17 protein-coding genes are annotated in these 13,114 nt (G+C 42.0%); 11 read left to right on the plus strand and 6 right to left on the minus strand.

Annotation, left to right across the window (positions count from 1 at the left end; genetic code table 11):
* Nucleotides 1–144 precede the first annotated feature (144 nt).
* Entirely contained in the window at nucleotides 145–1,053 is a 909-nt protein-coding gene (locus tag IGI92_RS04700; RefSeq protein ID WP_016608721.1) for a phosphate ABC transporter substrate-binding protein PstS family protein, read from the plus strand.
* Between the two features lie 166 nt (nucleotides 1,054–1,219).
* Here the strand turns inward: IGI92_RS04700 and pnpS are convergent, their stop codons facing one another.
* Complete coding sequence (gene pnpS / locus IGI92_RS04705) at nucleotides 1,220–2,950, minus strand: two-component system histidine kinase PnpS (RefSeq protein ID WP_430608200.1); 1,731 nt, start codon at nucleotides 2,948–2,950, stop codon at nucleotides 1,220–1,222.
* Nucleotides 2,950–3,654 carry a response regulator transcription factor gene (locus tag IGI92_RS04710; protein ID WP_430608202.1) on the minus strand — a complete coding sequence of 235 codons (705 nt, stop codon included), beginning with the start codon at nucleotides 3,652–3,654 and terminating at the stop codon, nucleotides 2,950–2,952. Before IGI92_RS04710 ends, pnpS begins: the two co-directional genes overlap by 1 nt.
* A 150-nt stretch (nucleotides 3,655–3,804) precedes the next feature.
* Between IGI92_RS04710 and IGI92_RS04715 the strand changes: the two genes are divergently transcribed.
* The 4 genes from IGI92_RS04715 (at nucleotide 3,805) to IGI92_RS04730 (ending at nucleotide 6,651) form a co-directional block, all read left to right on the plus strand.
* Nucleotides 3,805–4,278, plus strand: coding sequence for a DUF523 domain-containing protein (locus tag IGI92_RS04715; protein WP_005237241.1), 474 nt, complete (start codon nucleotides 3,805–3,807; stop codon nucleotides 4,276–4,278).
* The gene (locus IGI92_RS04720; protein ID WP_005228897.1) at nucleotides 4,268–4,606 is read left to right on the plus strand and encodes a putative DNA-binding protein; all 339 of its coding nucleotides are present in this window, start codon (nucleotides 4,268–4,270) and stop codon (nucleotides 4,604–4,606) included. Before IGI92_RS04715 ends, IGI92_RS04720 begins: the two co-directional genes overlap by 11 nt.
* A gap of 15 nt (nucleotides 4,607–4,621) precedes the next feature.
* Nucleotides 4,622–6,040 carry a signal recognition particle protein gene (gene ffh, locus IGI92_RS04725; RefSeq protein WP_005228902.1) on the plus strand — a complete coding sequence of 473 codons (1,419 nt, stop codon included), beginning with the start codon at nucleotides 4,622–4,624 and terminating at the stop codon, nucleotides 6,038–6,040.
* A 410-nt stretch (nucleotides 6,041–6,450) separates the two neighbouring features.
* Nucleotides 6,451–6,651, plus strand: a complete 201-nt coding sequence (locus tag IGI92_RS04730; RefSeq protein ID WP_008377398.1) for a CsbD family protein — start codon at nucleotides 6,451–6,453, stop codon at nucleotides 6,649–6,651.
* A 46-nt stretch (nucleotides 6,652–6,697) separates the two neighbouring features.
* On the opposite strand, the gene IGI92_RS04735 is transcribed toward IGI92_RS04730, so the two are convergent.
* Genes IGI92_RS04735 through IGI92_RS04745 form a run of 3 tightly spaced genes read right to left on the minus strand, consistent with a single transcriptional unit; the run spans nucleotide 6,698 to nucleotide 9,135 of the window.
* Nucleotides 6,698–7,858: an ABC transporter permease gene (locus IGI92_RS04735; RefSeq protein WP_430608203.1), complete on the minus strand. Its 1,161-nt coding sequence runs from the start codon at nucleotides 7,856–7,858 to the stop codon at nucleotides 6,698–6,700.
* Between the two features lie 12 nt (nucleotides 7,859–7,870).
* On the minus strand, nucleotides 7,871–8,752 hold the full coding sequence (locus IGI92_RS04740; RefSeq protein WP_005237238.1) for an ABC transporter ATP-binding protein: 882 nt from the start codon (nucleotides 8,750–8,752) through the stop codon (nucleotides 7,871–7,873).
* Nucleotides 8,749–9,135 (minus strand): GntR family transcriptional regulator, encoded by a 387-nt coding sequence (locus tag IGI92_RS04745; protein WP_008377404.1) that lies wholly within the window; start codon nucleotides 9,133–9,135, stop codon nucleotides 8,749–8,751. The genes IGI92_RS04740 and IGI92_RS04745 overlap by 4 nt, the downstream gene beginning before the upstream one ends.
* 100 nt (nucleotides 9,136–9,235) lie before the next feature.
* Between IGI92_RS04745 and IGI92_RS04750 the strand changes: the two genes are divergently transcribed.
* Both IGI92_RS04750 and IGI92_RS04755 read left to right on the plus strand, forming a co-directional pair.
* Nucleotides 9,236–9,814: a DNA-3-methyladenine glycosylase I gene (locus IGI92_RS04750; protein ID WP_016619836.1), complete on the plus strand. Its 579-nt coding sequence runs from the start codon at nucleotides 9,236–9,238 to the stop codon at nucleotides 9,812–9,814.
* Nucleotides 9,815–9,820: 6 nt separating this feature from the next.
* The gene (locus tag IGI92_RS04755) at nucleotides 9,821–10,354 is read left to right on the plus strand and encodes a dihydrofolate reductase family protein (protein WP_005237235.1); all 534 of its coding nucleotides are present in this window, start codon (nucleotides 9,821–9,823) and stop codon (nucleotides 10,352–10,354) included.
* An 83-nt stretch (nucleotides 10,355–10,437) separates the two neighbouring features.
* On the opposite strand, the gene IGI92_RS04760 is transcribed toward IGI92_RS04755, so the two are convergent.
* Nucleotides 10,438–10,989, minus strand: coding sequence for an NADPH-dependent FMN reductase (locus tag IGI92_RS04760; RefSeq protein ID WP_016613846.1), 552 nt, complete (start codon nucleotides 10,987–10,989; stop codon nucleotides 10,438–10,440).
* A gap of 254 nt (nucleotides 10,990–11,243) precedes the next feature.
* Between IGI92_RS04760 and rpsP the strand changes: the two genes are divergently transcribed.
* The 4 genes from rpsP (at nucleotide 11,244) to IGI92_RS04780 (ending at nucleotide 13,057) form a co-directional block, all read left to right on the plus strand.
* Complete coding sequence (rpsP, locus tag IGI92_RS04765; protein WP_005228917.1) at nucleotides 11,244–11,519, plus strand: 30S ribosomal protein S16; 276 nt, start codon at nucleotides 11,244–11,246, stop codon at nucleotides 11,517–11,519.
* A gap of 11 nt (nucleotides 11,520–11,530) precedes the next feature.
* Nucleotides 11,531–11,776, plus strand: a complete 246-nt coding sequence (locus IGI92_RS04770; RefSeq protein ID WP_005228918.1) for a KH domain-containing protein — start codon at nucleotides 11,531–11,533, stop codon at nucleotides 11,774–11,776.
* 112 nt (nucleotides 11,777–11,888) lie between these two features.
* Nucleotides 11,889–12,146 carry a hypothetical protein gene (locus IGI92_RS04775; protein WP_005228919.1) on the plus strand — a complete coding sequence of 86 codons (258 nt, stop codon included), beginning with the start codon at nucleotides 11,889–11,891 and terminating at the stop codon, nucleotides 12,144–12,146.
* A gap of 86 nt (nucleotides 12,147–12,232) precedes the next feature.
* Nucleotides 12,233–13,057, plus strand: a complete 825-nt coding sequence (locus IGI92_RS04780; protein WP_430608204.1) for a hypothetical protein — start codon at nucleotides 12,233–12,235, stop codon at nucleotides 13,055–13,057.
* Nucleotides 13,058–13,114 lie beyond the last annotated feature (57 nt).

Raw genomic sequence — 13,114 nt, forward strand, 5'->3', positions numbered from 1 at the left:
TCTGATGGATTCAGCGGGGGCTTTTTGGGCAATCGACAAACTTTACAAAAGATTTACATCGCTTTATCGATTCTTTACATGAAATCCATCAAGGGTTTACACCGCCTTGCTAAACTAAGCATATAACGAAAGGAGATTTACTAAATGAAAAAATTGGGACTTTTATTTTTTGCAACTGGTTTATTATTAGCTGGCTGTGGGAGCGGTGGCGCAAGCACTGAGAGCAGTCAAGCATCAGGCGGATCTTCATCAGGTGCCGCATCAAATGAAAATGTAGAAATTTTAGCGGTAGGCTCAACTGCATTGCAACCCTTGGTTGAAGCAGCAGGTGAAAGCTTCTCAGCAGACAATCCCAATTATACAATTACTGTTCAAGGTGGCGGTAGCGGAACTGGCTTAAGTCAAGTAGAAGCAGGCGCTGTGACGATCGGTAATTCCGATGTTTTTGCGGATGAAAAAGATGGTGTGGATGCCAGCAAATTAGTTGACCATAAAGTAGCCGTAGTTGGTATGGCACCAGTGGTGAATAAAGATGCAGGCGTTACTGATCTTAGCCAACAAGATTTAATCGATATCTTTACAGGCAAAGTGAAGAATTGGTCTGAACTCGGTGGAGCAGATCAAGAAATCTCTGTAATCAACCGTGCGTCAGGCAGCGGTACGAGAGCGACCTTTGAAAAATGGGGCTTAGATGGTGCAGAGACGATCCAAACACAAGAGCAAGATTCTTCTGGAACAGTCCGTAAAATCGTTGCTGAAACACCAGGAGCAATCAGCTACCTTGCTTTATCTTATTTAGATGATTCAATCCAAGCGCTATCTCTTGATGGGGTAGAAGCGACCCCTGAAAATATTGCAGATAACAAATGGCCAATCTGGTCTTACGAGCATATGTACACGAATGGTGAACCAGATGCTAACGTCAAAGCCTTTCTTGATTACATCATGACAGACGATGTCCAACAAGGAATCGTTATCGAATTAGGATACTTGCCAATCACTGATATGAAAGTAGAACGCAGTGTAGACGGCGAAGTAACGAATGTTGAATAGTGAAATGAATGGACGAAGAAGGAGGAATCTCCTTCTTTTTTTGTTTAAACAATCAAGAAGATACTATCGGATGGCACTTCATCTAGTGGGGAATACCAACTAAAAATGATTACAAAAACAGCCGATAACCTTTATTCACCTGTTATCGGCTGTTTTTTATCAATAATCATCTTTTTTCATGAAGCGGCAAAGTCACCGTAAAGGTAGAACCAATTTTAGGGAAACTGTCAACCTTGATGCTGCCGCCTAATAATTTGGTATAGTCTTTGACGATAGCCAGCCCAAGTCCAGTGCCGCCAGAATTGCGAGCACGGGCTTTGTCCACCCGATAAAACCGCTCAAAAATCCGTTCTTGATCTTCTTCATCGATGCCGATGCCTTGATCCTGCACTTGAAAAAGCAGCTGGTCATCTTGCTCGGAATAGGATAATGTGATGACACCACCAGGTTTTGAATAGGTGACCGCATTTTCAACTAGATTTTTTACGATGGGCTGCAGCAGCTCTTTTTTGGTAGATAAAATGAATTGTTCGGGTCCTTCAAATTGAAAGGTCAATTGCTTCTTAACAGCTGCGGGACCATAGGTTTGAACGACTTGTTGCAGCAGCTCAGAAAAGTTGATCGGTTGGTCGACATACTGGAAAGAATCACTGTCTTGAGACAATTGGATGATATCTTGTATTAGATTTTTCAAGCGATAAGCATCTTTTTGAATGATCTCTAAGAAGGTCTGCAACGTTTCAGGGTCTTCTTTGGCGCCATCCAGCAGTGTTTCAGTAAACCCAATCAAGGAAGTTACCGGCGTTTTTAATTCATGGGAAACATTGCCGACAAAATCTTTTTGCATCTTTTCTAATTGTCGGATGCGTGTCAAGTCATAAGAAATACCAATCAACTGGTTTTCTTGGAAGCTTCGCAAGGTAACATCTAAGACTTTTGAACGTTCCCCGCTAAGGGTGGTTTCCGCATGGAAAATAGGGGTCTCGTCGTTAAATTGATAGATCAACTGGATCAATTGTGTGTCATGGATCACTTCAGTAAAAGGTTGCGGTAAGATCGGTGCGGTTTCCATCCCTAGCTGTTCTTGCATCGTCGGATTCAACAGCAGCAGTTGATTTTCTTCATTGATGATAAAGACACCGATCATCAGTTCACTGAGCAAGCCGTACAGTTGCTGTTCAGAAGCCGCATAGGCACGATAGGTCTGGCTCATTTGCTCGCTCAGCTGATTAATCAGTTGATACAACTCATCATGTACAGGGGTTTCTTGCATAATGATTGCTTGTTGATCGGGCGAGGTGATCATTTTTTTTACGACGGGCAGAATCGTTTGGATCGGCCGATTTCGCTGGCGCAAGGTATGGAAAATCAATAGGCTGATCAAAAAGCAAAAAACAAGATAGACAATCAAGATCGACTGCTTGATTCCTTCATTTTTTGCAAAAAAAGCCGCGGTCGGTTCGGCGATTCGCAAGATTTGAGTCAAGTTTCCATCCTCTTTGACAGGAATCGCCACGTAAAGCAATTCTTCATGCAAGGTGTCGCTTTCCCGCAGCGATTGACCGACGGAGCTTCCGCGCAAAACGGCTTGGACTTCTGGACGATTGGAGCGGTTTTCATGCAGTGTATGATCATAGGTATCGAAAATGATCTGACCTTGGTCATCTAACAAAGTGATGCGACTATTGCTATCTTCAACATAGGTATCCGCAAACTGTTCTAAGGCCGCGGTTTGATTATCTGATAGATTCAAAAATACGGTGGCTTTCTCTTGGAGAAAAGCCACTTGCTGGGCAATGACTTGCTGACGGTAAAAACTGCTTAGAACTTGCCAGCACAGGAAAAAAATCAGCAATAGACCGATCGACCATAAACCATAGCCATAGCGTTTTTTCATTAGACTGGCTCCTGAAATTTATACCCGAATCCCCGAACCGTTACTAAGTATTCCGGCCGTTTTGGATCAGCTTCCAATTTTTCTCTTAAATGACTGATGTGAACATCCACGATTCGACTTTGTCCATCAAAGTCGAAGTTCCAAATGCGATTGAGCAAGGTATCGCGATCGATTACGCGGCCTTTTCGTTTCATAAAGTAAACTAGCAGCTCGAATTCTTTTGGCGTTAGGAAGATTTTCTCACCATCCACACTGACTTGGAAATTCGTCAGGTCTGCTTGGATCCCACCGACTTGCAGAATCTCTGCAGGTTGATCTTCTTCTCGTGTTTGTTGACGGGGTTCTAAACGACGGAAGATGGCTTTCATTCTAGCTAATACCTCTCTAGGACTGAAAGGCTTCGTCAAATAGTCATCGGCGCCGATCTCTAAGCCTAAGATCCGATCGATTGGATCATCTTTTGCGGTCAAGACGAGGATCGGGGTCTCGATTTTTTCTTGACGCAATTTCTTCGTGATCTCGATGCCGTCCATATTCGGCAGCATGACATCTAAGATGATAAAGTCAAAAGGCTTAGACAAGGCTAATTCGTAGGCTTTTTGACCATCTGAGGCGGAAACGACTTGATAGCCATCTTTTTCTAGATTAAAGGTTAAAAGTGTGACGATGGAAGGTTCATCATCGACAACGAGTATTTTTTTCATGGCAAACTCCTTTAGCTTCTTTTTTTCAAGAAACGATTAAATTTCAACGAACAAGTCCTATTTTAGCATGAATAGACAATTGGTACTATTGCAACCACTAAATAAATGCTATAATAAAGGACGATTTCATAGGAAAGCTGAGGGTGCTATATGATCGGAATCAGTGCGTGTCTAGGCGGTGTACTTTGCCGTTATGATGGAAAACACCAAGCAGTGCCACCATTGATCGAACTGGTAAGAGCAGGTCAAGCAATGATGGTTTGTCCAGAAGTTCTTGGCGGCTTGCCGATCCCACGGGAACCGGCCGAAATCGTTGGTGGCGATGGGGTGGACGTTTGGGCGCAACGAGCGAAGGTCGTCACCATCTCAGGGGAAGACGTGACCGAACAGTTTACTACCGGCGCGAAAATTGCTTATCAAAAATTACAAGAGCAAGGCATCACCCAACTGATCCTAAAAGAGAAAAGTCCCTCTTGTGGCAGTCAGATGATTTATGATGGCAATTTTTCTGGAATCAAAAGAAGAGGGATCGGTGTCGCTTGTGCGTATTTTCGGCAACAAGGCATGACTGTTTTGTCCGATGTCGAATGGCTTGCAAAACAGGAGGAAGCAAATGGAAATTGAAAAGACCAATCGCATGAATGCGTTGTTTGAGTTTTATTCCACGTTATTGACAGAAAAACAGATGAATTACATGGAATTGTATTACGCAGATGATTTTTCTCTAGGAGAAATCGCTGAAGAGTATCAAGTAAGCCGTCAAGCAGTCTATGACAACATCAAACGCACCGAACGTATTTTAGAAGACTATGAAAAAAAACTACATATGTTTTCGGACTATATCATGCGGGAAGACTTGCTGGATCAGCTAAGCGAGTATACGAAAACTCACTATCCAAAAGACGAAACCTTACAGGGGTTTATTCAACAGCTCCAAGAAATTGAAGAATAAAGGAATGAAAAAAAAATGGCATTTGAAAGTTTAACTGAACGCCTCCAGCAGGCAATGAGCAAACTGCGCAGAAAAGGAAAAGTATCTGAAGCAGATGTAAAAGAAATGATGCGTGAGATTCGTCTAGCTTTATTAGAAGCCGACGTCAATCTGCAAGTTGTGAAAGAGTTTACCAAAAATGTCCGTGAACGGGCAGTTGGGGTAGAAGTATTAGAAAGCTTATCTCCAGCGCAACAGATCGTTAAAATCGTTGACGAAGAATTAACCAAAACGTTAGGATCAGAAACAGTTGGGATTGAAAAATCACCAAAGATCCCAACGATTATCATGATGGCTGGTCTGCAAGGGGCAGGGAAAACCACCTTTGCTGGGAAATTAGCCAATCACTTGATCAAAACCGAAAACGCACGTCCATTAATGATTGCCGGTGACGTGTACCGTCCAGCCGCGATCGACCAATTGAAAGTATTAGGTCAGCAATTGGATGTACCTGTTTTCGATATGGGAACTGATGTCAGTCCAGTTGAAATCGTACGCCAAGGATTGGCTTTGGCTCGGGAAAAGAAAAATGACTATGTCTTGATCGATACAGCAGGTCGTTTGCATATCGATGAAAACTTGATGGAAGAGCTAAAACAAATCAAGGACTTGGCACAGCCAAATGAAATTTTACTGGTAGTGGATGCGATGACAGGACAAGATGCTGTCAACGTGGCGGAAAGCTTCAATCAACAATTGGGGATCACAGGGGTAGTCATCACCAAACTAGATGGCGATACACGTGGCGGTGCGGCATTGTCAATTCGTCAAGTTACAGGCGCTCCAATCAAGTTCACTGGTACCGGTGAAAAATTGACCGACCTTGAAGTATTCCATCCAGATCGGATGTCTAGTCGGATTCTCGGTATGGGTGATATGCTGACTTTGATCGAAAAAGCACAGCAAGATTACGACGAGAAAAAAGCAGAAGAACTTGCTCAAAAAATGAAGGAAAACTCCTTCGACTTCAATGACTTTGTTGAACAGATCGATCAAGTCATGGGCATGGGCCCAATTGAAGATCTTTTGAAAATGATTCCGGGAATGAGCCAAATGCCTGGCATCGAGAACGTCAAAGTTGATCCAAAACAAATTGCCCGTCAAAAAGCCATGGTTTATTCCATGACACCAGCAGAACGTGAAAATCCTGATTTGTTAAATCCAAGCCGTCGTCGCCGGATTGCCGCCGGTTCTGGCAACAGTGTCGTCGAAGTCAACCGCATGATCAAACAATTTAAAGAATCCCGCAAAATGATGCAGCAAATGAGCAAAGGGAATATGAACATTCCTGGCATGGATCAAATGTTTGGCGGCGGTGTCAAAGGGAAACTTGGAAAAATGGCCATGAATCGTATGGTCAAAAAACAAAAGAAGAAAAAGAAAAAACGCAAATAATCGTTTAACACTGATAGGAACTAAGAACCGAACCTTCTCTTAGGGTACAATTAAAAAAAACATGACCTGAAAAGACACCAAATCGAGAAGCTGTACCTCCTGATTCTAGCAGCTGCAGCTCCTCAGATTGCCTTCTTTCAGGTCATGGTTTTTTTATGTTCACAGTGTCCTCTTTAAATGAACTCCTTCAAAGAACATCAAATAGAACATCAAATAGAACATCTAAAGAACATCCCTTTTTATAGAGAAGGCCAGCTTTCTACTGAATATCCTAAATCGTCCAAGAGTCAAAAATAGCGAAGAACTATCGTTGCGGACAACTCAAAGGATAAGATAGAAGCAGAACATTCGTGCTTTCTGGCAAATGATGCTACTATTAATTTATAGCAAGTATGAAAGGAGTTTTTACGATGACAAACAAAGATCGCATTGAAGGAAAAGTAACCGAAACAAAAGGGAAACTTACAGGAGATGACTCCGAGGAGTTAAAAGGGAAAACCCAAAATAAATATGGGAAAGCCAAAGATAAGGTTGAAGATTTTGCGGATGATGTTTCTCGCAAAGTAAATGACTTCTTTGACAAAAAAGACGACGACAAACCTAAACATTAAACATAAAAGCGTCCCGGCAACAATTTCTTGTTGTAGGGACGCTTTTTTAAATATTGCTGACCTGTTTGTTTTTTCGTTTGTACCACCAATTCATCAGTGCTTTAGGATAGACAAGCAATAAACTGATGAATAAGCAAGCAACCAGCAACAAGCCAAGCCGAAGGGTGGTGTTCCAAAGACTGACATCATACCCCTCATAGAGATCACGGTAAAAAATTTCTAGCGGGTAATAAGAAATCATGGATAGATAGAACCAGGTTCCCAAAGAAAGCAGCCAATAAACCGGGGCGCGCAATTTAGGGATCGTTAAATAATCACCGTCATTTTCTAAAGAAATTTTCGAGAACACTTTTTCGGCAGCAAGAATCAGCAAGCCGCTCAAACCGAGGTAAAGGAGCAGTAGCCACCAAGGATAGACATATCCTTGCGGCCAATCGATCCACGTTTGAAAAGGAAGCAGAAAATCCCCATGACCAAGAAACACAAAACTAAAAAACTCGCGGGTACATTGGAAAAAGCTATACCCCATTGTTCCTAGAGAAAGAGTGAAGAACACCGACAGCACGCCAGTAAACAGATTCCCCAGTAAAACGCCCAACAAGATGCCGACAGCAAATACTAGTAGATTCGTTACCAAAGTACTAAGGGCGGAAAGCAGCACGTCTTGAAGCGGCACAGCGAGATAGCGAGCCGGGATCATTGTGTATTCGATCAGGATATGACCTAACAGGCCCAACACTAAACAAGCGGTCAAGGGTAAGCCGATAAAAAGCAGTTTCTTGCGAAAGACGTGCTTTCTGCTAAAGGGTAAAGCAAATAAAAAGCGATTGAAATTGGTGCGGCCATCGACAAAAAAGGACAAAAAGCCCCAAATAAACAGGAAGACAATCACAAATTGATTCATGGTGGTCATATAAGGGCGATTGTAATAAATCTCATCTGAGTACTCTTTGTTGATCGTCAATACCGCATCGCGGTACTCTGCTGCCGAATCAAAGTAAACCGGGGTTTCACCGTTGTAGCTTTTGACATAGTATTCTCGATTTTCGTTAAAATCTTTGATAAATTCCTCAGATGCCAAATAACGTTCTTGCTGGTGCCAAGAATTTTGTGATTGCCAGCCAGCACTAAGATACATGAAGAGCACGACAAAACAAAAACCGATCAACAGCTTACCGTAGCGTTCTTTAAATATATTGCTTAACATCGTTTTCCACCTCTATCCTTCCACCAATGCTTCTTGTCGTAAATTTGCTTCAAACAGATCTTCCAAAGTCAAAGGTAATTCTTCGAAAACCAAAGGATCAAGTTGCTGGATCTCAGCCGCCAGCTCCTCTGTGTAATTGTCAAACAAAGCAGTCAAGACTCGACCTTGTTTTTGAATCAGCTTGGAGTGCTGCTTGATAAGGGGAGGAATCTGTTTGCTGCGAAAGACGAGTTGGAGTTTGCGAGATTGTTCGCGAATCGTTTCCAAACGGTAGTCTCCTTCAATCGTTTTCCCTTTGATCAACAAGGCACGATCAATAATATGTTCTAATTCATTTAGATTATGAGAAGCGATTAAGGCGGTACGATTCGACTCGCTGAGGCTTTCCAGCAATAATCCAATCACTTTTTTACGGACGATCACATCAAGCCCATCAAAAGGTTCGTCTAACAGTAAGAACGTCGCATTTGAGGCGATCGCAAGAATCATTTTATAAAGACCTTGCATACCTTTTGACATCCGTCGGTAGGAAAGCGTCAGAGGAAGACCGTGACTTTGCATCAATTCTAAGTAAAGATTCTGATCGAAATTTGGATAAGCAAGCCGATAAAATTGATTGAGCTTTTTCAAAGAGTAGGCCGAAAGAAAGTTTTCTTTTTCATCAATATAAAAAAGTTGTTCTTTTAATTGCGGATGCTGATCCAGGCGTTGGTTATCGATGGAAATCTCCCCATCATCTAGTAAATAATGCCCAGCAATCGTCCGAAACAACGTGGTTTTCCCAGAACCATTGCGGCCGATTAATCCTACGAGCTCTCCTTTTTCCAAAGAGAAGTTCACGTTTTCTAAGACAATTGTTTGTTCCATTTTCTTGGTCACATGCTCGATCTTCACTGTGGATCGCCTCCTAACTCTTGTTCAAAGCCATTCATCCAATCGCTCAGCTCACGCATGCTGATCTGTAAATGGCGTGCTTCGATCACCAATTCTTTCAAACGTTCTTTCACTTGTAAGATCCGAATCTCATCGCGTGGCAGATCCTCAGTAACTTTCACAAAGGTGCCTTTTCCTTTGATGGTGACAAGTACTTGCTCATTTTCCAATACTTTGTAGGCTTTGCTGACGGTATTTGGATTCATCAACAGGCGCTTGGCCATTTCACGAACCGAAGGTACTTGGTCTCCGGCGGTTAGAACACCGTTCAGAATATCTTCTTTGATACTTAAAACCAATTGCTCATAGTAAGGTTTGCTGCTGGCTTTGTTAATGCGAACCACAAAATCAGCTCCTTTCATTTATGTGTACTAGTATACGTAGTACACTGGTGGAAGTAAAGTCATTTATGATAAAATAAACAAAAAGGAGCTGATGAGGACAATGGAGCGATGTGAATGGGCCAACAGTACACCAGCAATGCAGGAGTATCATGATACGGTATGGGGAAAACCTGAGTATGAGGATCAGCAGTTGTTTCGAAAACTGGTGTTAGATATGAATCAAGCAGGATTGAGCTGGCAAACGATTTTAAACAAGATGGCGAATTTCGATGCAGCATACGATCAGTTTAATATCATAAAAGTAGCGAACTATACGGAAGAAAAAGTGGAAGAACTGATGATGAATCCAGGAATCATTCGCAATCGACGAAAGATTGAAGCAGCGATCATCAATGCCCAAGAAGTTTTAAAAATCCAGCAAGAATACGGCAGTTTCTCCGCATTCTTGTGGCGATATGTCAATCATGAGCCAGTCATCAATGAATTTCAGCAGCAATCCGATGTACCGACCCATTCGGAAATCTCCGATCAGCTAGCAAAAGACTTGAAAAAGCGAGGCTTTAAATTTGTCGGAACGACAACTATTTACGCGTTTATGGAAGCGGTCGGCATGGTTAATGATCACTTAGTCACTTGTGTTTGTCGAAGGTCAGAAGCAATCGTAAAAATAAAGGAATGAGCCTAATTGGGAAAAGTGGTATTTTATGGTGCAATCAGCCTCGATGGCTATTTAGCAGGTATGGAGGATCAACTGGACTGGCTGTTTCAAACTGATACCGGTGTTGCAACGACCTATGAAGCATTTTTTGCAACCATCGACGCGACCGTGATGGGAAGAAAGACCTATCAAGAAGCAAAAAAACTGATGGATGATGGACTGCTATATCCTGAAAAGACCAACTATGTTTTTTCTCGTACCCGAAAAGAGCCGCTGCCGGATGCAACCCTAGTGTCAACGGATCCAGTTGCATTTGTTTCAGCATTAAAACAAGAGGAAAACGTATGGGTAGTAGGTGGGGGTTCCTTATTAAAACCATTGCTGGAAGCTGATTTGATCGATGAATGGTTTATTCAAATCGCGCCGGTGTTTTTAGGAGAGGGCAAGCGACTGTTTGAACCGGGGGATTATGCGAGACGCTTGACGTTTGTTGAAACAAAACAGATGGGGGAACTGACAGAACTTCATTTTGTCCGAAAGTCTGTGTCAGGCAGCGAGTAAAAAGCGCAAACGATTATTCTTCACAGTAAAAAGACCAAGAAACTCAGTGCCGAGTTTCTTGGTCTTTTTGTTTGGATTCTTAATTAGTTGAATCGTTGAAAGAGTTCAATATATTTTGCAATGATCGTTTCAAAGAAGCTTACTGTATCTGGGTTGATTTCGTTGTTTTCATCAATCAAGTTGGTGATTCCACCGATATAGGCTTCTGGTTGTTGTAGAGTAGGCATATCCAAAAAGACTAATGATTGACGTAGGTGATGGTTTGCACCAAACCCAGCGATCGCTCCTGGAGAAACGCTGACAACCAAAGCTGGTTTGCCACCCCAACTGCTAGCACCGTAAGGACGAGAACCAACATCTAATGCATTTTTTAATGCTGCAGGAACAGAACGATTGTATTCTGGTGTAAAGAAGAAGACCCCGTCAACGGCGCTTAATGCTTCCCGAAATGCTGTCCATTCAGCAGGAACTTTTCCTTCAACTTCCAAATCTTCATTGTAAAAAGGCAAGTTGCCGATTTCGATGAAAGATGCTTCAAAACCTTCTGGTAATAATGATGCGAATTTTTTCGCTACGAGTTTATTAAAGGATCCTTCCCGTAAACTGCCGACGATAAAACCAATTTTTTTTGTCATGTAAATTTCCTCCTTGTTGTTTTCTACTCATTAAGCTTACCAAAAGTAAGTGGATGGTGCAAATAAAACGATTTGACTTTAAAAAGTTTCTCTATTACTAATGATACGCGTCCTGATTCATTCTGGCAAAAGATAACCATGCTTAGAAAATAAGAAAGAAGAAACTTTTTTTAGCTGTAAAGAAAAAACTCTTTACACCATCGAAAAAACCTGTTAAACTAGCTCTTGTGATTAAATCAATGGAGGTGTAAATAATGGCAGTAAAAATTCGTTTAAAACGCATGGGTTCTAAAAAGAAACCTTTTTACCGTATCGTCGTAGCAGATTCACGTTCTCCTCGTGACGGACGTTTCATCGAAACAGTTGGTACTTACAATCCTTTACTAGACCCAGCTGAAGTGACAATCAAAGAAGATTTAGTTCTTGATTGGTTATCTAAAGGTGCGCAACCTTCAGATACAGTTCGTAACATCCTTTCTAAAGAAGGCGTTATGAAAAAACACCACGAAGCAAAATTCACTAAGAAATAAGGTGACTTTGGATGAAAGATTTGCAAGAATTAGTCTTAACGATCGTTTCACCACTTGTTACCAAACCTGAGGATATCAAGCTTGAGCTAGTAGAGTCAGATGATTTCTTGGAATATAATCTTACTGTGGCACCAGAGGATATTGGTCGTATCATCGGTAAACAAGGTCGGGTTGCCAAAGCAATTCGAACAATCGTTTACAGTGTACGGACAAATGGACCAAAAAAAGTTCGTTTGAATATCATTGATGGTAAATAAGCAAGAATGAAAAGCATTTCTCTTTGAGGAATGCTTTTTTTGTAAAATTCATGCTTAAGATGGAGGACAAAAAAAGGTGGTTTTGAGATAATCAAAAGGAGGAGGTGCTTGTATGTCTCAACTAATCGCATGGATCGTCGTTCTTTTGATCCTCGTCTTTATTTATAAAATTGGTTCTTTTCTTTGGCGAACGCTAGGGATCTTGTTGTTGCTCTTTTTAATTTGGGTCTATCGTGAGGAGATCATGACGCAATTGAACCAATGGACACAAAACTTTCGTTGGGGCGACCTATCGACGATCGCCAATCAAGTTTGGCAATGGATCAAGGATGGCTTTCAATCACTGCAAAATTGGGTGACAAATCTTTAAAAAATCAACAAAAAAATGACAGACAATCTGACTTGTTTGTCATTTTTTTTATTGAGGGGTATTCTTTGTATAAGGAGGGGAACATCATGAAAAAAGAACTAGGATTATTCGTTACGCTGCTGACGATGGGCGCCTTAGCTGGCTGCAATAATCAACAGGAACCAGAAACCAGTCAAGCCAGTAGTGCCGAAACAACAGCGACGAGTATGGTGGAAAGTACCCAAACGCAAGCAAGTAGTCAATCAGAAAAAAGTCAATCAAGTACGTCTTCTAGTCAGGCGGCTTCTAGGGATTCTTCAAACACGAATAGTACTGCAGATATCTACGCTCAAATACAAGCGGCATTCCCTGATCTTGTCTTGCCCAAGGACATTCCACTTGCTTCAGGTAAAGTGTTGAATGCGGCCACAGCTGGCAGTCAGTCCGATGCTTCGATTCTTTATTATGGAATTGATAAGCAGCTGCCTCTCAATGACAAGGCTTTGAACGAGGAAACACCGATTGCTGATTTTCAATCAAAAGACTATCAATCAGCGGATGAAGCTGCTGCAGCGGTCAATGTAACAGCTGATGATGGCGGACAAGCCGTTGATCTCGGATATGGCATTACTGGGCATATGCAAGGAGCTGCTGGCTCCAGTTATTTGAGCTGGCAAGAAGGAAATTGGTCATTGACTGTTCGAGCAGTCAATCAAGAGGAACAAGATCCAGTTCCGGTTGCCAAAGAAGTGGTAGCGTATCTGGAAGAAGCTATGCTCCCAGCGCCTGAGGTCGGTCAAATCACTATCGATATGGGAAAAAATGACCATACAGCAACTACAGTGGTTTGGCAACAAGAAAAGACACTTCGAACGGTGCAACATCAAGATGCACGTTCAGCATTGAAAATGGCCGTTTCTATGAATCAATAAGGTTCATATTAGGACAATGCCCCTTTGATCAAGCGTCGAAGGGGCAGTTTTCGCGCG

This window comes from Enterococcus sp. DIV2379, from assembly GCF_050542965.1.
Taxonomy (GTDB): Bacteria; Bacillota; Bacilli; order Lactobacillales; family Enterococcaceae; genus Enterococcus_D; species Enterococcus_D entomosocium.